Consider the following 22,774-nt stretch of genomic DNA (forward strand, 5'->3'; position numbering starts at 1 on the left):
TAAAATCTCAAAGAAACGCCCGTACTGTTCGGGCGTTTTATATTTTTGTGCGATGACAACAGACTATATTATAGTAGGTCTCGGATTAGCCGGTATTGCCTTTTGCGAGCAGCTTCGGGATCACGGTAAGGAATTTATGGTGTTTGACGGAGGTTCGCAGCAATCTTCTACCGTAGCAGGCGGGGTCTATAATCCCATTGTTCTGAAACGTTTTACGGCAGCGTGGAAAGCTGCGGAACAGTTGCCGAAAGCCATATCGCTTTACGGAAAACTTGAAAAAAGGTTCTCCGGGCAGTTGGTATATCCCATGCCGGTTTACCGGAAATTTGCCTCTGTAGAAGAACAGAACCTCTGGTTCGAGGCGGCTGATAAACCAGTGCTGTCCGATTTTTTATCAGTCAGAATGATCCATAACGATAATCCTCATGTCAGGGCTCCGCATGGTTTCGGAGAAGTACAGCATACCGGGCGGATTGCAGTAAAGACCCTGCAGGATAACTATACCCGGGAACTGCTCGCGGCAGGGAAACTCCGGCAGGAAACTTTGGTCTACAACGCTTTGGAATTTCAGGACGATAAGGTGCGATACCAGGATGTCGAAGCAGCGCATATCGTTTTTGCCGAAGGCTTCGGCATGCTGTCCAATCCCTTTTTCGATTACCTGCCTTTGCAGGGGGCAAAGGGTGAATTGCTAACCATCGAAGCCCCTGGATTGGGAATAGATTTTATCCTGAAATCGTCTGTATTTCTTATTCCCGTCGGTGGAGATGTATATAAAGTAGGTGCTACCTATAACTGGCAGGATAAAACCAATGAGACCACCGAAAGAGCAAAAGAAGAACTACTCGGTAAACTAAAGCCGCTTTTGGACTGCTCGTACCGACTGATAGGACAGGAGGCCGGCATCAGACCTACGGTATCCGACAGAAGGCCGCTTGCGGGCAGGCATCCAAAGTATGAGCATATGTACGTGCTCAACGGGCTCGGAACCCGTGGTACACTCACAGGACCTTACATGGCCGAACAATTATTTCGCCTTATCGAAGCAGGAATACCTTTAGAGGAGGAAATTAATATCGATCGGTTTCGTGCCCGTTACAGTGGGTGACCCCGCGATCAGGATATTTTTGGATCTTTTGTGTTTTTTCCTGCGTCCGGATCGTATTTAATAAAGAAATTGATCCAGATGTTTCGGGATAGCCTCATGATTACGGGCATAAATACGATAAGGGTTCCCATAATGGCAAAAAAAGCTGTCTTTAGTCCGGTGCCTATAAACAGGAAAGAGATGACAAAGGCCGCCACTGCAAAAGCTGTCCCTACCCCATAGCTCACGTACATTGCCCCGTAGAAAAACGAAGGTTCTATTTTGTATCTTGTGCCGCAATGCGAACACTTTTCGTTCATTTTTAAAGTCTTGGAAGGGGGGTATGGATTTTTGTACGAATACATGCTTTCCTGCTGACATTTCGGGCAGGTGCCTGTCAGAATGCTATATAAGCGTGTTCCTTTTTTTAACATGTGGGGATGGGATTTACTGAAAACTGCATCAAAATTACAAAATATAAGATTATTAATAAACCCTTGGGACGGGCGTAGCTTCGCAGGCCCGAAAAAAATACGTTTCTTTGCAGCGATTTTTAGATAAAGTAAGTTCAGGTCGTGTGTTTTATAGCTTTTACGCTACGATTGTCTTTGGGGTATTTTTTTATTCTGAGGAGATTATCCTGGACGAAAATAGAAAAGGAAATAACAGGTCATGCTCAATATTCATAATTTATCGGTTTCCTTCGGGGGAGAATTTCTTTTTGAAGAGGTGTCGTTTCGCCTCAATCCTGGAGACAGGGTAGGACTTATCGGGAAAAACGGTGCCGGGAAATCAACCATGTTGAAACTGCTTTCCTCCGAGATGCGTCCGGATACAGGTGTCATTGCATTTGATAAAGATGTACGTGTGGGGTTTCTGAAGCAGGATATAGATTTTATTCAGGGACGTACCGTACTCGAAGAGGCTTATCAGGCTTTCGAAGAGATTAAGGCTCTGGAATTACAGCTCGATGACATCAACCGTAAGCTCGCCGAGCGGACCGATTACGAAAGTGAAGGCTATCATCAATTAATGGTAGACCTGAGCGACATTACTCATCATTACGAGATCCTTGGAGGGTATAATTACCAGGGAGATACCGAAAAGGTGCTTCAGGGACTCGGTTTTAAAAGAGAAGATTTTGATAAACTCACCGATACGTTTTCCGGTGGATGGCGTATGCGGATAGAGCTTGCCAAGTTGTTGCTTCAGAGCAATGATGTGCTGTTGCTCGATGAGCCTACGAACCACCTGGATATCGAGTCTATAATCTGGCTCGAACAGTTTTTACAGCGGTATTCCGGAGCGGTGGTTATTGTGTCTCACGATAAAATGTTCCTCGATAATGTGACTAACCGTACCATAGAGATTTCCCTCGGTAAAATATACGATTATAACAAACCGTATTCGGAATATCTCGTGTTGCGTAACGAGATACGTGAACAACAGATGAATGCCAGGAAAAACCAGGACAAACAAATACAGCAGGCAGAGCGGCTGATCGAGAAGTTCCGGGCAAAGGCTACCAAAGCTTCCATGGCACAATCGCTCATGAAAAAGCTCGATAAGATCGAACGGGTGGAGGTTGACGAAGAGGACAGCAGTGTGATGCATGTAAAGTTCCCGGTGTCCGTACAGCCCGGAAAAGTGGTTATCGAAGCCGAAGAAGTTGCCAAGCATTATGGGGAGAAAAAAGTACTCGAAAATATAGATCTTCTGGTGGAAAGAGGTAGTAAAATAGCTTTCGTCGGGCAAAACGGACAGGGCAAAACTACGTTGGCCAAGATCATCGTCGGGGAGTTGAGCCATAAAGGGAATGTAAAACTCGGACACAATGTGCAACTGGGATATTTTGCACAGAACCAGGCCGAGTACCTGGACGGGGAAAAGACCGTGCTTGGACTTATGGAAGATTCGGCAAACGATACCAACAGGAGTAAGGTCAGGGATATGCTCGGTGCATTTTTGTTCCGAGGAGACGATGTGGACAAAAAGATAAAGGTGCTTTCCGGTGGAGAGCGAAATCGGCTTGCGTTATGCAAAATGTTACTCGATCCGTTTAATGTGCTGGTCATGGATGAGCCAACGAACCACCTGGATATCAAATCGAAAAATGTCTTGAAACAAGCCTTGCAGAATTTTGAAGGGACATTGTTGTTAGTCTCTCACGACAGGGATTTTCTCCAGGGACTGACCGATTCTGTTTTCGAATTCAAAGAAGGAGCGATCAAGGAGTACCTCGGGGATATTAACTTCTTTCTGGAGCAACGTAATGTGTCCGATTTCAGAGCTGTGGAAAAGGCTGCTGCAGAGAAAATACAGAAAGAAGACGATAAAGATACCAGGCGTTCTTATGAAGATCAGAAAAAGCGGAAGGCTCTCAAAAACAGGTTGAGTAAGGTAGAATCCAGGATCACCGGCCTGGAGAAAGAGATTAAGGCTGCCGATGCCAAACTGGCGGCCGACTATGACAGGCTTGTAAATGACACTTCCTTTTTCGGCGATTACGAACGGAAAAAAAAGGAACTGAAAGCGCTTACAGCGGAATGGGAAGAATTGATGATGACGCTGGATGAATAGACTCGGTTCTGCCGGAAAACAGCTGCCGAATATTAAATTTTAACGTTTTACAGAGATGAGGGTCTCCAAAATATCTATGGTCAAAATTCCTCGTTTATAATTTAAACGGTATCTTTGCACCCGATTATCCGAAAAGATGAAGACGGCTATACGAACTACGACAAAAACAGGAACGTTTGCACAGGCTCTGGAAGATTTTAAACAACTCACCAAAGTAGGCCTTGCGGTCAGTGTGGTCTTTTCTTCTGTTGCAGGATATTTTCTTGGTGCGGAAGCCATAGAGTACAAGGCGCTTTTGTTGTTGATGATCGGTGGATATTTTATGGTAGGAGCATCTAATGCTTATAACCAGATTATCGAACGCGATCTGGATGCCCTGATGAAACGTACGATGAACAGGCCAATCCCTTCCGGGAGAATGTCTGTGAATACGGCCTTTATTATCGCTACCGTATGTGCAGTGCTGGGTATTGTGATTTTGTATATGGTCAATCCCAAGACGGCCATGTTCGGAGCTATTTCGATCTTTCTGTATACCAGTGTGTACACTCCGCTAAAAACCAAAACCCCGCTTTCCGTATTTGTAGGAGCATTTCCCGGAGCCATTCCTTTCATGCTGGGATGGGTAGCAGCTACCAATAAATTCGGTATAGAACCCGGAACCCTTTTTATGATACAGTTTTTCTGGCAGTTTCCTCATTTCTGGGCGATAGGCTGGTTGTTGTATGACGATTATAAAAAGGCGGGATATTATATGTTGCCTACAGGAAAAAAGGACAATGCTACGGCATTGCAAGTGATTATGTATACCATTTGGATGATCGTTGTGTCTGTGTTTCCGGTAACAGGATTAACAGGAAGTCTGCATTTGTCCGTAGCAGGAGCAGTAATTGTAGCTGTTCTGGGAGTGGGGATGCTGTATTTTGCCATTCGTCTGTATCACGAAAAAGACAATGCGGCTGCCAAGAAGCTTATGCTGGCCAGTGTGTCCTATATTACCCTGGTGCAGATGGTGTATGTGGCAGATAAATTTATAGGCGGATATTAATGGGGTAACAAACAACCGGTTTTTCCGGGATAGCTAACAGCGAAGGATTATATATGGATTTGACACAGGGAACTTTTGAGGAAAAGAGCGCCAGGGCGAAGAAAATGATGCTCTGGTTCGGTATGGTAAGTATACTGATGACCTTTGCAGGCCTTACCAGTGCCTATGTGGTAAGTAAAACCCGTCCGGATTGGTTACAGGATTTCCGTTTGCCCTCTGCATTTTATGTAAGTACGGTATGTATTATCGTCAGCAGTATGACCTTTCATCTGGCGAAAAAGGCAATTTCCGGCTCGCGTCGCGGTGCGGGTACTGTATTTCTGGTTGCGACCCTGTTGCTCGGTGTGGCATTTGTGGTATCTCAGTTTTTTGGTTTTGCGCAGATTATTGAAGAAGGATATTACTTTACAGGAAGTGAGAGTACGATTACAACTTCCTTTTTATATGCTATTACGGTTGCACACATAGCCCACGTTGTAGCCGGTATAATAGTGCTTTTGGTTATAATTTATAATCATTTTAAAGAAAAGTATGGGCCGGGGCAAACCCTTGGTTTAGAATTGGGTGTAACCTTTTGGCATTTCCTGGATATTCTGTGGGTTTACCTCATTTTATTTTTCTATTTCTTTAGATAAGAAAAAAACGTAAATTTGGGCAGTTTTAAAAAGATATATGTATTAGTGTATGGAAGCTACTGTTACAACAGCTACAGAAGGCAAAGTTTGGGGGGGAGGCAATGAACCGCTGAAAGCCAGTTATGGCAAGATGATGATGTGGTTCTTTATCGTGTCCGATGCCCTGACATTCTCCGGATTTTTGGCCGCATACGGCTTTTCGAGATTTAAATTTATCGAATCCTGGCCGATTGCGGACGAGGTGTTTACCCACTTCCCGTTTCTTCACGGTGTAGACGCTCCGATGTATTATGTGGCGTTGATGACCTTTATCCTTATTTTTTCTTCCGTAACTATGGTACTTGCCGTAGATGCCGGACATCACCTGAAAAGAACCAAAGTAGCATGGTATATGTTACTGACCATTATCGGAGGTGTCATATTCCTCGGTTCTCAGGCCTGGGAATGGAAAAATTTTATTGCTGGAGAATATGGAGCTCTGGAAACCCAGGGAGGAAGAATTCTGCAATTTGTAGACGGAAATACCGGTAAGCGTGTTGCGCTTCACGATTTTGCCACGGCAACAGGAGAAGCAGAGAACAGCATGAATGCCAACGGACTTTCCGCCAATGCAGAAGTCACACACATATATACTTTACAGGATATCGTTGATGGTTTTAAAGCGAATTCGAATATCCTGATAAGAACAGAGATGCTAAACGAAGAAGGGCACAAGACGTTACTCACCAGGGAAGAGTCCGCCGAAAAGATAAAGAGTGCTGTTCTCGTTGTCGAAGGGGCAAACCTCGAAAGGAACGAGTATGGAAACAGGCTGTTTGCCGATTTCTTTTTCTTTATTACCGGGTTCCACGGATTTCACGTGTTTTCCGGTGTAGTGATCAACGTTATTATTTTCTTTAACGTGATCCTCGGTACATACGAAAAGAGAAAAAGTTACGAAATGGTAGAGAAAGTCGGATTGTACTGGCACTTTGTAGACCTTGTCTGGGTGTTCGTATTTACATTCTTCTATCTGGTATAAAACAATAAGACAATAAGTACATTCCTGTCGGAATTCAGATAATATAAATTAAAATGGCAGCACACGCACACGAATCTAACGTAAAGAGAATATGGACTGTATTTGTAATACTGTCCGTAGTAACGATAGTAGAAGTAGCTTTGGGTATCGTAAGACCCGAATGGTCTATGGCACATATTATCGGGATGAAGATCCTCAACTGGATATTCATCATTCTCACCATTGTTAAGGCTTATTATATTGCCTGGGCTTTTATGCACCTCGAAGGAGAAAAAGGAGCCTTCCGATGGTCTATAGTTTTGCCGCTAATTATTTTAATCCCTTACCTGGCATTTATTCTGCTCACAGAAGGAAGTTATGTACATGATGTGTTGAGTAATGGCTTTGTAAGCTGGGATTTCTAAGGTATATTTAACAGTATTAAGAAGGCGGTTTTGAACCGTCTTTTTTATTTTTGTACCACCTTTGCATCTGTGTTGTGCATCCGTTGAAAACAAGGTGTAAAAGGGTTCTTTAAAGTGTGTTGCTGATGAAAAAGTATTTGATTCTCGGAGTGTTGTTTATACTTCCTATTATAGCCTATTTGTTTTTTGCTTCGGGAGTAAATAACTTCGTTAAATTACCGGTGCTGACAGAGAATGTGAAAGAGATAACGGCTTTTCATGCTCTGGATGGGGATGAGATTCGTCTGCACGATAAGATTACGGTACTTGGCTTTCTCGGTATGCATCCCGAAAAGATGAAGGGCAATGCATTTAATATCAATCAGAAGATATATAAGCGGTTTTATCAATTTTCCGATTTCCAGTTTGTCATGGTCCTTCCCGAAGGTAAAGAAGAAGAGGCCCGTGCACTGAAAGATGAGCTTTCCCCTTTTACCGATATGGCCAAATGGGAGTTTGTTTTCGGGAAAGAAAAGGATATTGCCGACCTTTTCCGTAGTTTGCAGAGCAATGTTTCGCTCGATGAAAGCCTGAGTACCCCTTTGGTTTTTATCGTGGATCGTGAGCGCAAGCTTAGGGGGAGAAGAAAAGATGAAGATTCCGGAAATCCGTTGTACGGTTTCGATGCTACCTCCGTGGCGGAGTTGAACGATAAAATGGTAGATGATGTAAAAGTGTTGCTGGCTGAATACCGTTTGGCTCTGAAAAAGAACAATACGACAAGCAAGCGCGATTCTTACCTCAAAAAGCTGAATAAGAACTGAGTTTAGTGGTGTACGGTGCGTAGAAACATACGGTCTAAGGAAGCGTAAAACAAGTATTATGAAAGGCAATTATACATACGTTTGGGTATCTCTGGTCATTCTGGTATTCGGTATAATCTTTATACCGAAAATTATAGACCGGGTGAAAGACGGGAAGGTCGTGGATGGCGACCGTCACAAGATCGGCGAACAGCACAAAGATATCGGTAAGGAAGAACTGGTAGCCATAGGAGAAGTTCCGCAGTTTTCTTTTACAGATCAGAATAATCAAAAGATCTCTAACAAAGATTATAAGGGCAAAGTGTATCTCGTAGAGTTTTTCTTTACTACCTGTCCCACCATTTGCCCGGTGATGAACCAGAATATGGTGAAGATCCAGGAAGCTTTTAAAGATAATTCGGATTTTGGTATAGCATCGATAAGCATTAATCCGGAAAATGATACTCCCGAAGTTTTAAAGGCTTACGCCGAAAAACATGGTGCAACACATCCGAACTGGCATTTCCTCACCGGAGATCAGGACGCGATATACCGTTTGGCCAATAACGGGTTCAATATGTACGCCGGGGTCAATCCCGAAGTAAAAGGCGGGTTTGAGCATTCCGGAATGTTTGCTTTGGTAGATCAGGACGGAAACATACGTTCCAGGCTTGACACGTTCGGGAATCCGTTGGTGTATTACGATGGGTTGGAGCAACAGGGTATAGATATGCTTAAGGAAGATATTGCTATTTTGCTGGGTATTTAATTCGGGACTTATGACAACAACTACGGAAGAAAAAAAGTATAACAAGCTTATTCTGGCTTTATCCATTATTATACCTCTGGCGGTAGCAGTACTCTTTGGGGTGAAGATCCCCAACGTAGAGCCATTGTCTTTTTTACCCCCGATCTACGCCACCATAAACGGGCTTACTGCAGTTTTACTGTTTACAGCGGTCTGGGCCGTTAAAAACGGTAAAAGAACACTGCATGAAAAACTTATGAAAGTATGTATAGGTTTATCGGCGGCATTTCTCGTGATGTACGTGGCTTACCATATGACGTCCGATTCTACGGTTTACGGAGGAGAAGGTGTTGTGAGGTATGTATATTATTTTATTCTGATATCCCATATCCTGCTCTCGATAATTATTATACCTTTAGTACTGATCTCTTTTGTAAGAGCCCTTGCAGGCCGTTTTGACCGACACCGGAAAATAGCCCGCATAACCTATCCTATCTGGCTCTATGTAGCTGTTACCGGAGTAGTAGTGTACCTGATGATTTCTCCGTACTACGCGACTTAGGGCAGAGGGTTTCACTGATTTGAAAAACTGTAATACACATTGAGATATGGCTGTTAAGACCAGGTTTTACCTATCTGTACTTGTATTGTTGTGGGCAGTAGTCCCCGCCGAAGCACAGTGTGCAATGTGCAGGGCTGTCCTGGAAAGCGGGGAAGGGCAGGAAGCGGCCCGGGGAATTAATAACGGTATTATTTACCTGATGGCTGTGCCCTATATCCTTATGGGTATACTCGGATATTTTGTTTACCGCAGGTTTCGCAGCAAATAATTTTAGGGAAGTTTCCCTGTAAATATCCCGAGATCCAGTACAGAAAGGTTATAATTCAGTCTGGCAGCATAAGCCTGTTGTGCTGCTTTTTCCAGTGCTACTTTGGTTTCGAGAAGCTCTTTCCGGGTAATCAGCCCGGCCTCAAGTCCGTTTTCTTTAATACGATATTCTTCTTCCCGGAATAAATAAGCCTGTTCTGCGGTGGATAGCAGTTTTTCCGCCTGCCGTGCATTCCGGTATGCTTTTGCGATGTTATTGCGTATTTCATTCCTGGTATTTTCCGCATATAAAGAAGCCTGTAACGCTTTGGAACGGCTTTGTTCCAGTTCGGATCTCCGCTTTCCGAAGTCCAGAAAGTTCCAGGTGAGATTAGCGCCGATAAAATAATTGGTCTCCGGGAGCTCTTTAATGATGCCCTGGTAGGTGACGCCTCCGGTAACTCCCAGATCGGGAAGGTAAGCATTTTTGGATGCGGCCACTCCGTGTGTGGCCTTGTCCTGCTGATATCGGGCAGCGCGTATATCGGGGTTGTGTTGCATACCGTATTCCAGGTATTCCTGTTCCGGAAGCAGTAGGTAGCCGTTTTCCGGTAGCGGGGCCAGTTCCAGGGCCACCGTATCGCCTATAGAAAGTGCGTGACGGAGATCTGCCATATAGTTGTCCCGATCCGTTTCGGCTTGCAGAAGATTGTGTTCTTTACTTGCCTTTTCGGCTTTCAGGCCGAGTATGCTTACCTCCTGGGTTTCTCCCGCCATAAAAGCGCTTTCCGCGTCGTACAGCTCCATGTCTGCCAGCGCCACGGCTGCCCGGGCTTCTGCGATTTTTTTATCTTGTATTTTTATGGCATAGAACAGTTTTTCCACGCCGGCCTGTACTTCGAGCACAGCCTTTTGTGTTTTACTGTTTTCCATCTCGTACGCCGCTTCCATGGCCTTGATGCCGTGATGAACACGAAATAGCTGTGTAATGGGCTGGTAGGCTAACACACCAGCCGTAAAGATATCCCGTTCGCCCCGATAGAGTGTAAAATCGTTCCACGGAATGGGAATGTTAAGAAAGTCACCGATTCCTCCCCTCGGGATCACAAAATTGTTATTCTGAAAAGAGTGCAGGTAGTTTCCGCTGGCATAGAGCATGGGTTTGCCCTTTGCAGAGATGCTTCGTATTTGGTAATAGCTTTCGTTGGCTTTTTCCTGTTGAATACGTAATAACCTGTTCCCGGTTAGTGCTGCTTCCCTGGCCTCTTCGATAGTGAGAACACGTCTTTCCTGCGCCATAACACCAGCGGGAAACAAGGGTAATGATAACAGCAGGATGATATAAATACGCGGTATATTCATAACTTATGATTCACTTGAAATAAGGTGTTTGATGTCTTTCGGTTTTATCAGCAAGGCATAAAGCACAGGAATAGTGAGCAAGGCCATGATCATCGACCATACAACCCCTACGGCCAGAACACTGGCCAATGGGCTCCACATGGGCGAGCCCGACAGTATCATGGGTAATACTCCGAAAGCAGCGGCCATGGCTGTCAGGAAAATGGGGCGTAATCTCCTTTTTCCGGCTTCAATGGCAGCCTCCGGTATACGGTCTCCTTTGCGGAGGAGTTCGTTGGTGTAATCAATCAGTATGATGGCATTGCGCACCACAACCCCGGACAGGCTGATCAGTCCTACAAATGCAGTAAAACCAAAGTTGTTACCGGTAATTAAAAGCCCGAGAAAAGCACCGAAGAGACTAAGTGGAATGGTAAGCATAACCAGCATGGTCTCCTTGAGATTTTTAAACTGGAACAGAAGGATAAGGAAGATCAGGATGATGCTTATGCCGAGAGCGATGATCATCTGGCTGAAAGTCTCCTCTTTATTCTCATATTCTCCCCCGTAAGTAATCCGATATCCCGAAGGTAAGTCTATCAGATCTATATCTTTCCGGGCACGGTCGAGTATCTGTTGTGGCAGAAATCCCTTTTGATATTCGCTCAGTACGGAAAGGGTGCGTACACCGTTGCGCCGGACGATATGTCCGGTATGCCATTGTGGGGTAAGTGTGGCTATCTGCCGCAGAGGAACGGAACTTCCGGTAACGGGAGAAGGCAGGTACGTATCTTCGAGCTGATTAAAATTTTTCCTGCTTTTTTCATCGAGCCGAAGGACCAGGTCTACCGGGGTACTGCCTTCGTACATAGTGCTTACCGGGGCCCCCGAGAAACCTACATATAGCGTCTTGGCCACGCTCTCCGTAGTAAAGCCCAGTCGGCTTGCTTCCGGCTTTAGTTGTATGCCGACCCCGTAATAATCTTCATGAAAATTATCCCTGACGTCTGCACTTCCCGGAGTGTCCTGTAAAATACGGGCTACCTGTTCGCCGATATGTTTTATTGTTGGTATGTCATCTCCCGACACCCGGATTTCTACCGGGGCCAGGTACGGAGTACCCTGCTGCATCAATCGGACCAGGGCACGCCCTCCTGGTGCAAGACGCCCTGCTTTTGCATTGAGTTCTTCCGAGAGTTCCACTGCCGTATCATCGTCTGTAGTATTTACCAGGATCTGGGCAAAGTTTGTCGCGGGGACTTCGGGGGCGAAGTTATAGTAAAAACGTGGTGCGCTGCTCCCGGTAAAAACCGCATGCGAAAGAACCCGTTTATCATCCGAAATTTCGCCTGCAATACGCTGAATGACTTCCTCGGTCTTTTCGAGTTTGGTTCCCGTTGGCATCCAAAGGTCAATGACAAACTGGTTGCGTTCTGCAGCAGGGAAGAACTTCTGGGGGATAAAGAAGTACAACGCAATGCCGATAAAGATCATGAGCAGGCTTCCGTAAATGGTTACCCGGTGATGTGCCATACACCAGTCCAGCGTACGGTCGTAAGCCTTTTGCAACCGGTCCAGCATGGAGGGCTTTTTGTCGTGCTGATCTTCCTGATGCAGGCCTTTTTTGATAAAAGCATGGCATAAAATCGGCGTAAAGACCATGGCGACGAGAAAAGATGATCCCAGCGCTATGGTAACAGTGAGAGGTAACGCCCGGATAAACTCACCCACCGAGCCGGTAAGGATGATCATCGGTAAAAAGGCAGCTATAATGGTGATCGTTGCGGTGAGCACAGGAATGACCAGGTCCGTTGCACTGCGCCAGGCCGCTGTGGAGGGAGACATGCCTTCGTCCAGTAGCTCCACATAATTATCCGCTATGACAATGGCATCATCCACAACCATACCCAGCACTACGATAAGTGCTGCGAGTGATACCTGGTGCAGTTCTATGCCAAAGGCGTGGAGCATGGCAAATGTCATGGCTATGGTCATCGGTATCGCCATAGCGGCCACAAGGGCAATCCGGAACGGAAGCAGGACCAGGATAACGATAACCACGGCAACAATGGCAATGAAAAATTCACGGATAAAATGACTGACGTTATGATCCACCAGGGTAGGCTGGTCGATAATCTTTATAATATCGACATCGGAAGGGAGTTGCTCCCTGACCCCGGTGATGATATCATTGACTTCCGCTCCGAAATCCACAATATTATTGCCTTCCTGCATTTGCAGGGACAGCAGTATGGCCGATGAACCGTTTATGGCTGTATAGGAATCGGCTTCTTCATACCTGCGTTCTATGCGGGCGACATCGCCGATACGGATAACATCTCCGTTGGTAGCGGTACCGACGACCTGTTGTGCAATCTCCTCTTCCGTATTGTAATACCCTGTGGTGTAAAAAGGAACCTGGTTGTCATCGGTTTTCAGGTGACCGCTGGGGTAAATGTTGTTCTGGGAACGGAGAATATCTATAACATCGCTGAATTTTACACCGTATTGCGCCAGTTTTTCCGAGTTGGAAGTGATGACAATCTCCTGTTGCTGCTCTCCGATACGTTTCATTTTGGACACAGCCCTGATATTCCGCAGGCGGTCTTCGATCTTCCGGGTATATTCTTTGAGCTGCCTGGAGTCCGTGTCTTTGGCGGTAATCCCCAGGACGACAGCTTCCGTATCCCCGAAATCGGAATTGGTCATCGGGCCGATAGTGCCCGGCGGCAATGCCGTCTGTTTGGTCACCTGAAGGGCAATACTCAGTTTATTCCAGAATACATCCGGGTCCTCGACCCATTCTTCCAGTTCCACCTGTATGATCATAAGTTCGTCCCGTGAAGTGGAAAAGGTCTTTCCCTTCCGTACTTCCGAAAACTGAAACAGGGTCTCCTCGACTTTGCGGGTCAGCTGGTCTTCTACCTGCAGAGAATTAGCTCCGGGAAACAAAGCCAGTACCAGTCCCTGTCTTACGGTAATCTTCGGGTCTTCCCGTCTTGGCATCGTCAGCAAGGAATAAATTCCTGCGATAAACACGATAACCAGTACGGAGATGGTCACCTGCGGATATTTCAGGGAAGATCGTACGAAATTCATGGTAGTGCATTTAGGGTTACCGGGGTCCCGTCGTAAAGTTTTTGCTGTCCTTCCGTTACGATTTGTTCCCCTTCGCGTAACCCTGAGGTTACTTCCATTTGTTCCCCGAAGAGTTTGCCGACCGAGATATTCCGTCGGAATACACGTTTTTTATCCCCGTCGAGCACATATACAAAGGTTGTGTTGTCAGCGCCTCTCTGTACGGCGCTTCCTGGGATGGTCAGTGCTTTTTCCTTTTGTGGAGTGTTTATCCGTATTTCGGCGATCATACCGGGAAGGATACGGTGCCTTGGATTTTGCAGGGTTATCTTCGCGTTATAAGTACGTGTCGTAGCTTCTGCTGCCAGCCCTACTTCGGTTACTTTGCCCGTGTACACCGTGTCCAGGGCCGGAATGTTGACCTTTGCTTCCTGGTCCATCCGGATCTGGTTGATGTTGTTTTCCGGAACCGCCGCATTGACTTTGACTTCATCGATATCTGCCAGTCCGAAAACAGGCATACCCTTATCGATAACCTCCCCTTCCGACACCCCTTTCTTGAGTAGAACGCCCGATATGGGGGCGTACAGGCGGGTGTCGTTAACATTTTTGAGTCGTAATTTTTGTTGTGCCCTCGCTTGTTGTAGCCCTGCTTTGACCTGTACAAAATCCGCTTCGCTCAGGCTATTGCGGTCATACATCATTTTCAGCCGGTTGTATTTGTCCTCTACTTCCAGCAATTTACCTTCGGCGGCTTCGAGACCAATGCGATAATCCGAATCGTCCAGGCTTGCCAGTAGTGCCCCTTTTTGTATGCTTTGTCCCTCTTCAACAGCAATGTGGCTTACTCTTCCGGCTACCATAAAACCAAGGCGGAGGGTTTGCATGCCTTCTACATTACCACTCAGTGATACGGATGCCGATACGGTGTCGTACCGTACGGTACGTACTGCTACCTGTTGAGCTTCCGGAAGTTTATCTTTTTTCTTTTCTGAGGAACACCCCCCTGCAATGCATAGGGCAAACAGGGGGAAAAGAAGTCGACAGGCAGTAGTTGAGCGATTCGACAGCATTTTAATAAGATTTTGTTTACACTACCAAAATACGGTTTTTACGGCATTAAAAAAAGGAGAACTACACAATTTGTGAAAGGATATCCGTAACAGTGGAGCGCATTGTTGGATAACATCTGTGAGCAAGGGCAAGGAAAATGTTCAGGGATACCATTCCCGGTTCCTATGGAACAGAGTATAAAAAAATGCCTGGAAAACAGTAGCTTTCCAGGCATTTGATATGGTTTTACACCGGAGTGCGAAATGCTTAGCAATATTCGTTATAAGCTTCCACCAGGTTGTCTGCGATCATTTCCGCAGGACGTCCTTCAATGTGATGACGCTCCAGCATGTGTACCAGTTCGCCGTCTTTGAACAGTGCCATGCTCGGTGAAGAAGGAGGGAAGGGGACCATACGGCTTCTTGCCCTGTCCGTAGCTTCGCGATCCACACCTGCAAAAACGGTAACGATGTGATCTGGTTTCTTGGCGTTGTCCAGAGACATTTTGGCTCCAGGTCTGGCGTTGGCCGCAGCACATCCGCATACCGAGTTTACCACCACAAGCGTAGTGCCTGGCTTGGCCAGCGCTGCATCGACTTCTTCCGACGTATGTAATTCTTCAAACCCGACTTTAGTCAGGTCTTCTTTCATTGGTTTTACTAATTCTTCCGGGTACATAATTCTACTTTTTTTGACTTCACAACAAAATTACGAATTATTTTGCGTAGATACTATGCTTTAACTATTTGTTTGGGTTTTGCAGATGATCAGGTAAGCCTGTGATCTGCCCCGGGATAGGACGAAACAACCTTTGGCAGAGATAATCCGTTTATTTACCGAACAGCTATCCAATTTTTATAAATTAATCGTAAGTTTGGGCAACCTCAAAAAAATATCGATATGTCACAGTTTTGGCTGTATTTTCAACTGGGGCTTAATCATGTCCTGGATATCCATGCCTATGATCATATTCTTTTTCTCATTGCGTTGACGGTGCCTTACACCTTTAATCACTGGAAGAAGATATTATGGCTGGTTACGGTGTTTACCATAGGGCATACGCTGTCGCTTATCATGTCTACCTACGGCCTTATCAAGGTGAGTTCGACGCTGGTAGAATTCATGATCCCGGTGACTATTTTTATCACGGCACTGTTCAATATATTTACGGCGAAGCGTGCGGGAATAGAAAAATTCGGGCCGGCATTTTTTGTGACGCTGTTTTTCGGAATTATACATGGTCTCGGTTTTTCAACGTATTTCAAAGGAATTATTGCCGGTGAAGAAAATAAGCTGTTGCCCCTGCTGGAATTTGCCCTGGGTATAGAAACTGCACAGGTGATCGTTGTTCTTGTCGTGCTTATCCTGGGCTTTATTCTGTCTACGGTTTTCAGGTTTAACCGCAGGGACTGGATACTGGTTATATCGGCGATGGTACTGGGTATTATACTCCCCATGCTTATCGAAAACTATCCGTATTAATATGTCAGAAAAGAAACAGAAAAAATATGACCGGGCCTATCTCAGGATGGCCATGGAATGGAGTAAGCTTTCCTATTGTAAAAGAAGACAGGTGGGGGCGATCATCGTTAAGGACCGTATGATTATTTCGGACGGGTATAACGGAACGCCTACGGGGTTTGAGAATATTTGCGAAGACGATGAGGGTTATACCAAGTGGTATGTGCTTCATGCCGAAGCCAATGCTATTCTGAAGGTCGCTTCTTCTGCACAGTCCTGTAACGGGGCAACTTTGTATATCACCTTGTCTCCCTGCAAAGAATGTAGTAAATTAGTCCATCAGGCCGGAATTGTAAGAGTGGTGTATCACCAGGCTTATAAAGATGATTCCGGGTTACAATTTCTCGCCAAAGCCGGCGTTGAATTAGTACATATGCCAAACCTGGAAGAATATGAAGAATGAAAGGAAAATATGGCTGCCGCTGCTCATCGCTTTTGCGCTGGCCGCCGGTGTGCTTATCGGGGGGAAGATCAATTTCCGGGAGGCTCCCCAGAAACTCTTTTCATCCAATTCCAAAAAAGAAAAACTCAACAGGCTTATCGATTATATCGACTATGAGTATGTCGATGATATCAATACCGATAGTATTGTAGATGTCACTGTTAATGAGATCCTCGAAAAGCTCGATCCGCATTCCGTATATATTCCCCGTGAAGACCGCCAGCGGGTAGCAGAGAATATGCAGGGAGATTTTGTGGGTATAGGTGTGAGTTTTTATATGTACAAAGATACCCTTGCCGTCATTCGTACCATAGAGGGAGGCCCGAGTATGGAAGTCGGCATAGTACCCGGCGACCGTATTCTGTATGTGGATAACGATACCCTTTACGGCAAGGATATCCGCAGCAATGATCTGGTCAAAAAACTAAGAGGTACCTCCGGGACTCCCGTAGCGGTAAAAGTGTACCGGAAAAGTATCGATTCGCTGCTTACTTTTACGATAGAACGGAGCAAAATTCCGATCCGAAGCGTCGATGCCTTCTATATGCTCACCGATACGCTGGGCTATGTAAAGATCAATCGTTTTGCAGAAAGTACCTATAAGGAGTTCAAGGAAGCACTCCATGTGCTGAAGCGGCATGGAGCAAAGGAACTGGTGCTCGATCTTCGTGATAATCCCGGCGGATATATGGGGGTTGCCGAAGAGATTGTGGATGAATTCCTGGAAGAAGATAAGCTAATTCTTTTCACCAAAAATAAAAAAGGGGAGATCCGAAAGACTTTTGCAACTTCCAGAGGAGATTTCGAAGACGGGAAAGTCTATGTGCTCATCAATGAAAAATCGGCCTCAGCCAGTGAGATCATTGCGGGAGCGCTGCAGGATAATGACAAGGGCGTGATTGTGGGGAGGCGTTCTTTCGGGAAAGGTCTCGTACAGCGCGAAATGGCTCTCGGAGATGGTTCTTCGGTGCGGCTTACCGTGTCTAGGTACTATACGCCCACGGGAAGATCTATACAGCGGTCCTATGATAAGGGGATAGACGATTATTACCACAGTTTTTACGAGCGTTATTACAACGGAGAGCTGACCTCGGCTGACAGTATTCATGTCGAGGATTCGCTGAAATTTACCACACCCAAAGGGAAGGTTGTCTATGGAGGCGGGGGCATTATCCCCGACGTCTTTATTCCGTTAGGTTCGGATCTCGAAGAAGAAGCCCTGAATTATATTCTTCAGAACGGATTTCTGTCGTATTTTGTGTTCGAATATCTGGACAAAGACCGGGATTTGTATGAGGAATACGATGAGGAACGTTTTTTACGTGAGGTGACCATAGGGGATGACCTGATCGAGGCTTTCGTGAATTACGGTATGCGTAACAGGGGATTGATAGGGGTGGATTTCTCCAGGATTGATTTTTCCAAATATAAGGACAATCTCAAGAAGCATATCAAAGCAACTATAGCCGAGCAGCTTTACGGCAGTGCAGCCCATGTGCGTATCCTCAACAGCGGGGATCATGCCATTACCAAAGTGGTGGAGATAAGTCGTTCCGAAGAGGAAGAATAATAACTTTCTCAAAACAGACCAAAGATACATGCCTGATAAAAACAGGTAGTCCGGGCTTTATATCTTGTCGTGTACCTTGCTGTCCTTACCGTTATTCCATAACGTAAGAATGTCGGTGGCAACCTGTGCGCCGCTTCCGGCAGCTATAGCAAACTGGCTGCGCCATCCGGCAAGCGTTCCCGCTACGTATATTCCCTCTTTAACAAGGTGATTGGTATTCCGGAGTTCTTTGCGGTTTTTCTCCGCCGGTGACATTCGGTGTGGTATAAGATATTCGTTCAGGCCGTCGATGTTAAAAAGATCGGTGTATCCCAGTGCAACGACAATAATCCTGGCTTTATATGAGTTTTTGTTGGTCGTTACCGTAAAATCTCCGGCTTCTCCCGTGACGGATTTTACTTTCTCTTTTGCGATCTGCGTTATATCGGGATAGGTAGAGGCGAGGTGCTCCTGCCCTTGCTTTAGGATGTCCATCCCCGTGGTTCCGGGAGGTATTCCCAGGGCGTTGTTCAGCAAGGCACTTTGCAGGTGCGATGCTTTCTGGTGTATGATAATCCCTGTTTTTTTGTCACCGGCGTAAGCGGTTTTCCGTGCAGATCCGAGAATAAGTGCACATTGCATCCCGGCTGCTCCTCCGCCTATGATAAGAGCATCAAACATTAGCCTTTGTCTTTGATTTTGTCCTGTATCTTTTTGGAAACCGAGAAAATAACAAGAAGAAGTATCGCGCAGAGCGCAGATACGATACCGATAAGGGCTATCGTGCTGTCCCCCTCCAGCGGTGCACTGAAGTCTACAAGAGTTACGTTATAAGCAATAAGCCCTATGGCTGCAAGGATAAGTACAAGAATGAAATATTTCATGAAAACTCATTTTTTTGTCATCGCAAAGGTACAAAGAATTCGATAACCCCGGATCTAATCCGGGGGGAGTATCTGAAATATCCGAAAAGACGTACCTTTCTAAAAGAGGTTGGCTACGTTGCTGGCAAAGAGCTTTACGGCAATAGCCAGAAGAACGACCCCGAATATCTTCCGGATGATACCCAGTCCTGATTTTCCGAGCATGCGTTCTATCTTTTTGGAAGATTTGAGAACGATATATACAAAGAGGATATTGATGATAATGGCCAGGATAATATTTTCCACATGATACTCTGCCCGTAACGATAAGATAGAGGTCATGGTCCCTGCCCCTGCGATCAGCGGAAATGCAAGTGGCACTACGGAGGCCGTTTCCGGCGCATCATCGTTATACAGTGTAATACCCAGGATCATCTCTATGGCGAGGAAGAAAATAATAAACGATCCGGCTACGGCAAACGAATACACATCGATACCTATAAGACTCAGTATTTTTTCACCGACGAACAAAAAGGCGATCATAATGATACCGGCTACGACCGAAGCCTTTTCCGATTGTATATGTCCGACCTTTTCCCGCAGCCCGATGATAATCGGAATACTTCCTATAATGTCAATAACGGCAAATAATACCATTGTGGCTGTCGCGATTTCCTTAACGTCAAATTCCATAATAGCACCAATTTAAAAAAATGATGGCAAAAGTAGTTATATCCCCCGGATAAAAAAGGACTGGAATGTAAAAAAATCGATAAGAAATACCCGGTGCTGCTGTGGGTGGTATGTTTTTGATATACCGTACTTTAAGTTTACTTTTGTTTTATAATGTCCAGGAGCAGTTCCGGTTCGTTTGTAGTGATAAAGTCCGCGCCTTGCTCCAGGAGCCACTTCATGTCTTCCGGTTTGTTAACGGTCCATGCATTGATGGTGAGTCCCAGTGCTTTGGCTTCTTTTATCCATCCCGGATGTTTCTTTAGTACTTGCAGGTGATAGTCGAGACCGAAAAAGCCGTCTTTTTTCAGTGCTTCCGGAGAGAGGTCGCCATTAAGGTAGGCGACGTTGGCTTTGGGGTCGAGGGCCATTACTTTTTTGCAGATATCATAATCGAAACTGATGTAGTCCACCCATTCCCGGGCCTGGATCCGGTGTACCAGGGCAACGGATTTTTCTGCCAACTCCAGTCCGAGGGCTTTGTCTTTGGAGGGCTTGATCTCAAAAATCAGTTTGGTGCCGTGTTGTTTCATACCTTCCAAAAGATAAGCTTCGGCCGTTGGGATATTCTCGCCGTTGGGATGCATCTTCTGTAGCAACTCTTCATAAGTGGAATCTTCGATGTGCATGCCTTCGAAGTCTGCATCATGGTTAACTACCAATATACCGTCTTTGGTCATCCAAACGTCGAATTCCGATCCTTCACAGCCCAGTTTTACGGCTTGCTGCAAGGAGGCCAGAGAGTTTTCCGGGTATCCGTTTTTCTTGAATGCGCCACGGTGGGCGATGACCTTATTGCTGTGAAAGTCTTGTCCTTCCTGGGCATAGACTTCGGCAGAACCGTTGTACATCATAGTAATGATAAAAATAAGGCAAAATTTTTTCATGACGCTCTTAAGTAAGGAACCGGGCTAATTTAGCAAAATTATCGGTGATAGATGGCCCGGATGTACTAATTTAAGGTTACGGTAGTGTTAAGCAGGGAATACATGTCTTTTGACGGATATAAGTACCGGAATATCCAACTCCTCAAATATTGTCTGTGGCTAATGTCAAATAATTCTATCTTTGTGCCATGTTTCAGTTAGGAAAAACCATAGTATCCGAAGAGATCCTCGAAGAAGATTTCGTTTGTAACCTGTCGGCCTGTAAAGGGGCCTGTTGTGTAGACGGCGATGCCGGAGCCCCTCTCGATAAAGAGGAAACGGCCATTCTCGATGATATTTACGAAGATGTCAAGCCCTTTTTGAGAAAGGAAGGCGTAGCTGCCATAGAAGCGCAAGGAACCTTTGTAAAAGGAGAAGATGGCGACTGGGAAACGCCCCTGGTCAATGAAAGCGAATGCGCATACGTGATATTTGACGGGAAAGGAACGGCGCTTTGTGGTATAGAAGAAGCCTACAACCAAAAAAAGGTTTCGTGGAAAAAACCGGTTTCCTGTCATTTATACCCTGTCCGGATCAAGGACTATTCCCAGTTTTCTGCGGTCAACTATCACAAATGGCATATTTGTGACGATGCCTGTACCCTTGGCAAAGAATTGCAGGTACCTGTGTACAAGTTTGTAAAAGATGCTCTGATCCGCAAATTCGGAGAAGACTGGTACCGGGAGCTCGAAGAAGTGGCCCGCGGACTGGAAGCGTAAAAGTTTCTGGGCAAAAGTCAGTGCGACCGGGGTCTCCGGTCCGGATTTTACATAAAAATATAGAAGAATTGTCGTTGTCCTTACAGCGTTATTTTGTAAAGGACAGTATCTTTCTTTTGCTTTAAAAGTAAGGAATTATTTAGAATATATTTAAAAATTGAAAGGAAAATAAGGTGTTGTAATATGTTGTTAGTTAGTATTTTGTGAGGATGATAAAAAGCTGTGCCCGAAAAACATTTCAACAGTCACTGTTAAAAACTTTTGCCGGAAAGCACGGTTTTCACCTTTCATTTCTAACGACATTTTGCAATCTTTGTTAGTCCCAGCTACCCCGATTTAACGAAATATTAACTCCCTTAAAACGAGAAGACAATGTCAGTTACTACAGAGCCGATTTTACAAGAGAACAAAGACAGGTTTGTCATTTTTCCGATCCAGCACCACGATATCTGGGACTGGTACAAGAAACAGGAAGCTTGTTTCTGGACCGCGGAAGAAATAGATCTTCACCAGGATCTGAATGACTGGAACAATAAGCTGAACGATGACGAGCGTTATTTTATAAAACATATCCTGGCGTTTTTTGCGGCTTCTGATGGTATTGTCAACGAAAATCTCGCTGAAAATTTTGTTAACGAGGTGCAGTATTCCGAAGCAAAATTTTTCTATGGTTTCCAGATTATGATGGAAAACATTCATTCCGAGACGTACTCGCTACTTATCGATACGTATGTTAAGGAAGAAGGGGAGAAGAATAACCTGTTTAAAGCTATCGAGGTTTTTCCTGCAATTAAGAAAAAAGCGGAATGGGCATTGCGTTGGATAGAGTCCGATTCTTTTGCCGAAAGGCTTATTGCTTTTGCTGCCGTTGAAGGTATTTTCTTCTCCGGGGCATTCTGCTCTATCTTCTGGCTGAAAAAGCGTGGTCTTATGCCGGGACTGACTTTTTCCAATGAGCTGATCTCAAGAGACGAAGGAATGCACTGCGATTTTGCCGTGCACCTGCATAACAATCACCTGGTAAACAAGGTTTCGAAATCGCGTATCAAGGATATCATCGTGGACGCTCTGAATATAGAAAGGGAGTTTATCACAGAGTCCCTTCCGGTGAGTCTTATCGGGATGAACTCGAAGTTGATGACGCAATACCTCGAGTTTGTTACCGATCGTCTGCTCGTAGAGCTCGAATGTGAAAAAGTGTACAATTCCACCAACCCGTTCGACTTTATGGACATGATTTCCCTCCAGGGAAAAACGAACTTCTTCGAAAAAAGAGTATCCGAGTACCAGAAGGCGGGTGTACTCAACAAAGATAAAGACAATGATTCCCAGAAGATCAGCTTCGATGCGGACTTCTAAGCATTAACCATACGGAATGTATAAAACAGGCATCCCGGATTGTAGCGGTCCGGAATGCCGGATCATTATGTAGAATAT

The 22,774-nt window shown here is 45.4% G+C and carries 24 protein-coding genes; 15 read left to right on the forward strand and 9 right to left on the reverse strand.

What is annotated here, in order from left to right; genetic code table 11:
- Nucleotides 1–52 precede the first annotated feature (52 nt).
- Nucleotides 53–1,108 carry an NAD(P)/FAD-dependent oxidoreductase gene (locus tag BT112_RS07025; RefSeq protein WP_072316648.1) on the forward strand — a complete coding sequence of 352 codons (1,056 nt, stop codon included), beginning with the start codon at nt 53–55 and terminating at the stop codon, nt 1,106–1,108.
- A gap of 8 nt (nt 1,109–1,116) precedes the next feature.
- Here BT112_RS07025 and BT112_RS07030 read toward each other — a convergent pair whose 3' ends face one another.
- Entirely contained in the window at nt 1,117–1,521 is a 405-nt protein-coding gene (locus BT112_RS07030) for a DUF983 domain-containing protein (RefSeq protein WP_072316649.1), read from the reverse strand.
- A gap of 238 nt (nt 1,522–1,759) precedes the next feature.
- Here BT112_RS07030 and BT112_RS07035 point away from each other — a divergent pair, with 238 nt between their 5' ends.
- From BT112_RS07035 to BT112_RS07075, 9 genes are all read left to right on the forward strand, one after another.
- Entirely contained in the window at nt 1,760–3,667 is a 1,908-nt protein-coding gene (locus BT112_RS07035; protein ID WP_072316650.1) for an ABC-F family ATP-binding cassette domain-containing protein, read from the forward strand.
- Between the two features lie 136 nt (nt 3,668–3,803).
- Nucleotides 3,804–4,715: a heme o synthase gene (cyoE, locus tag BT112_RS07040; protein WP_072316651.1), complete on the forward strand. Its 912-nt coding sequence runs from the start codon at nt 3,804–3,806 to the stop codon at nt 4,713–4,715.
- 53 nt (nt 4,716–4,768) lie between these two features.
- Nucleotides 4,769–5,350, forward strand: a complete 582-nt coding sequence (locus BT112_RS07045) for a cytochrome c oxidase subunit 3 (RefSeq protein ID WP_072316652.1) — start codon at nt 4,769–4,771, stop codon at nt 5,348–5,350.
- A 49-nt stretch (nt 5,351–5,399) separates the two neighbouring features.
- Nucleotides 5,400–6,371 (forward strand): cytochrome c oxidase subunit 3, encoded by a 972-nt coding sequence (locus tag BT112_RS07050; protein ID WP_072316653.1) that lies wholly within the window; start codon nt 5,400–5,402, stop codon nt 6,369–6,371.
- A 53-nt stretch (nt 6,372–6,424) separates the two neighbouring features.
- On the forward strand, nt 6,425–6,775 hold the full coding sequence (locus tag BT112_RS07055) for a cytochrome C oxidase subunit IV family protein (protein WP_072316654.1): 351 nt from the start codon (nt 6,425–6,427) through the stop codon (nt 6,773–6,775).
- Nucleotides 6,776–6,900: 125 nt separating this feature from the next.
- Nucleotides 6,901–7,578 (forward strand): hypothetical protein, encoded by a 678-nt coding sequence (locus BT112_RS07060; RefSeq protein ID WP_072316655.1) that lies wholly within the window; start codon nt 6,901–6,903, stop codon nt 7,576–7,578.
- Between the two features lie 58 nt (nt 7,579–7,636).
- Nucleotides 7,637–8,326 carry an SCO family protein gene (locus BT112_RS07065; protein WP_072316656.1) on the forward strand — a complete coding sequence of 230 codons (690 nt, stop codon included), beginning with the start codon at nt 7,637–7,639 and terminating at the stop codon, nt 8,324–8,326.
- Nucleotides 8,327–8,336: 10 nt separating this feature from the next.
- Complete coding sequence (locus BT112_RS07070; RefSeq protein ID WP_072316657.1) at nt 8,337–8,867, forward strand: DUF420 domain-containing protein; 531 nt, start codon at nt 8,337–8,339, stop codon at nt 8,865–8,867.
- 46 nt (nt 8,868–8,913) lie between these two features.
- The gene (locus tag BT112_RS07075) at nt 8,914–9,135 is read left to right on the forward strand and encodes a hypothetical protein (protein WP_072316658.1); all 222 of its coding nucleotides are present in this window, start codon (nt 8,914–8,916) and stop codon (nt 9,133–9,135) included.
- A 2-nt stretch (nt 9,136–9,137) separates the two neighbouring features.
- Here the strand turns inward: BT112_RS07075 and BT112_RS07080 are convergent, their stop codons facing one another.
- The 4 genes from BT112_RS07080 to BT112_RS07095 form a co-directional block, all read right to left on the reverse strand.
- On the reverse strand, nt 9,138–10,475 hold the full coding sequence (locus BT112_RS07080) for a TolC family protein (protein ID WP_072316659.1): 1,338 nt from the start codon (nt 10,473–10,475) through the stop codon (nt 9,138–9,140).
- Between the two features lie 3 nt (nt 10,476–10,478).
- Nucleotides 10,479–13,553, reverse strand: coding sequence for an efflux RND transporter permease subunit (locus BT112_RS07085; protein ID WP_083564823.1), 3,075 nt, complete (start codon nt 13,551–13,553; stop codon nt 10,479–10,481).
- Nucleotides 13,550–14,605 (reverse strand): efflux RND transporter periplasmic adaptor subunit, encoded by a 1,056-nt coding sequence (locus tag BT112_RS07090; RefSeq protein ID WP_072316660.1) that lies wholly within the window; start codon nt 14,603–14,605, stop codon nt 13,550–13,552. Before BT112_RS07090 ends, BT112_RS07085 begins: the two co-directional genes overlap by 4 nt.
- 247 nt (nt 14,606–14,852) lie before the next feature.
- Complete coding sequence (locus BT112_RS07095) at nt 14,853–15,263, reverse strand: BrxA/BrxB family bacilliredoxin (protein ID WP_072316661.1); 411 nt, start codon at nt 15,261–15,263, stop codon at nt 14,853–14,855.
- A gap of 222 nt (nt 15,264–15,485) precedes the next feature.
- On the opposite strand from BT112_RS07095, the gene BT112_RS07100 reads away from it, so the two are divergent.
- Genes BT112_RS07100 through BT112_RS07110 form a run of 3 tightly spaced genes read left to right on the forward strand, consistent with a single transcriptional unit; the run spans nt 15,486 to nt 18,118 of the window.
- Entirely contained in the window at nt 15,486–16,067 is a 582-nt protein-coding gene (locus BT112_RS07100) for a HupE/UreJ family protein (RefSeq protein WP_072316662.1), read from the forward strand.
- 1 nt (nt 16,068) lies between these two features.
- The gene (locus BT112_RS07105; protein ID WP_072316663.1) at nt 16,069–16,509 is read left to right on the forward strand and encodes a deoxycytidylate deaminase; all 441 of its coding nucleotides are present in this window, start codon (nt 16,069–16,071) and stop codon (nt 16,507–16,509) included.
- On the forward strand, nt 16,499–18,118 hold the full coding sequence (locus BT112_RS07110) for a S41 family peptidase (RefSeq protein WP_072316664.1): 1,620 nt from the start codon (nt 16,499–16,501) through the stop codon (nt 18,116–18,118). The genes BT112_RS07105 and BT112_RS07110 overlap by 11 nt, the downstream gene beginning before the upstream one ends.
- A 57-nt stretch (nt 18,119–18,175) precedes the next feature.
- On the opposite strand, the gene BT112_RS07115 is transcribed toward BT112_RS07110, so the two are convergent.
- From BT112_RS07115 to BT112_RS07130, 4 genes are all read right to left on the reverse strand, one after another.
- Nucleotides 18,176–18,778, reverse strand: coding sequence for an FAD-dependent oxidoreductase (locus BT112_RS07115; protein WP_072316665.1), 603 nt, complete (start codon nt 18,776–18,778; stop codon nt 18,176–18,178).
- Nucleotides 18,778–18,981: a hypothetical protein gene (locus tag BT112_RS07120; protein WP_072316666.1), complete on the reverse strand. Its 204-nt coding sequence runs from the start codon at nt 18,979–18,981 to the stop codon at nt 18,778–18,780. Before BT112_RS07120 ends, BT112_RS07115 begins: the two co-directional genes overlap by 1 nt.
- Nucleotides 18,982–19,080: 99 nt before the next feature.
- Nucleotides 19,081–19,653: a MarC family protein gene (locus BT112_RS07125; protein ID WP_072316667.1), complete on the reverse strand. Its 573-nt coding sequence runs from the start codon at nt 19,651–19,653 to the stop codon at nt 19,081–19,083.
- Nucleotides 19,654–19,790: 137 nt separating this feature from the next.
- On the reverse strand, nt 19,791–20,579 hold the full coding sequence (locus BT112_RS07130; protein WP_072316668.1) for a glycerophosphodiester phosphodiesterase: 789 nt from the start codon (nt 20,577–20,579) through the stop codon (nt 19,791–19,793).
- Nucleotides 20,580–20,767: 188 nt separating this feature from the next.
- Here BT112_RS07130 and BT112_RS07135 point away from each other — a divergent pair, with 188 nt between their 5' ends.
- Together BT112_RS07135 and BT112_RS07140 are read left to right on the forward strand one after the other, a co-directional pair.
- Nucleotides 20,768–21,337: a DUF3109 family protein gene (locus BT112_RS07135; protein ID WP_072316669.1), complete on the forward strand. Its 570-nt coding sequence runs from the start codon at nt 20,768–20,770 to the stop codon at nt 21,335–21,337.
- Between the two features lie 372 nt (nt 21,338–21,709).
- On the forward strand, nt 21,710–22,696 hold the full coding sequence (locus BT112_RS07140; RefSeq protein WP_072316670.1) for a ribonucleotide-diphosphate reductase subunit beta: 987 nt from the start codon (nt 21,710–21,712) through the stop codon (nt 22,694–22,696).
- Nucleotides 22,697–22,774 lie beyond the last annotated feature (78 nt).

This window comes from Sinomicrobium oceani, from assembly GCF_900119185.1.
GTDB lineage: Bacteria > Bacteroidota > Bacteroidia > Flavobacteriales > Flavobacteriaceae > Sinomicrobium > Sinomicrobium oceani.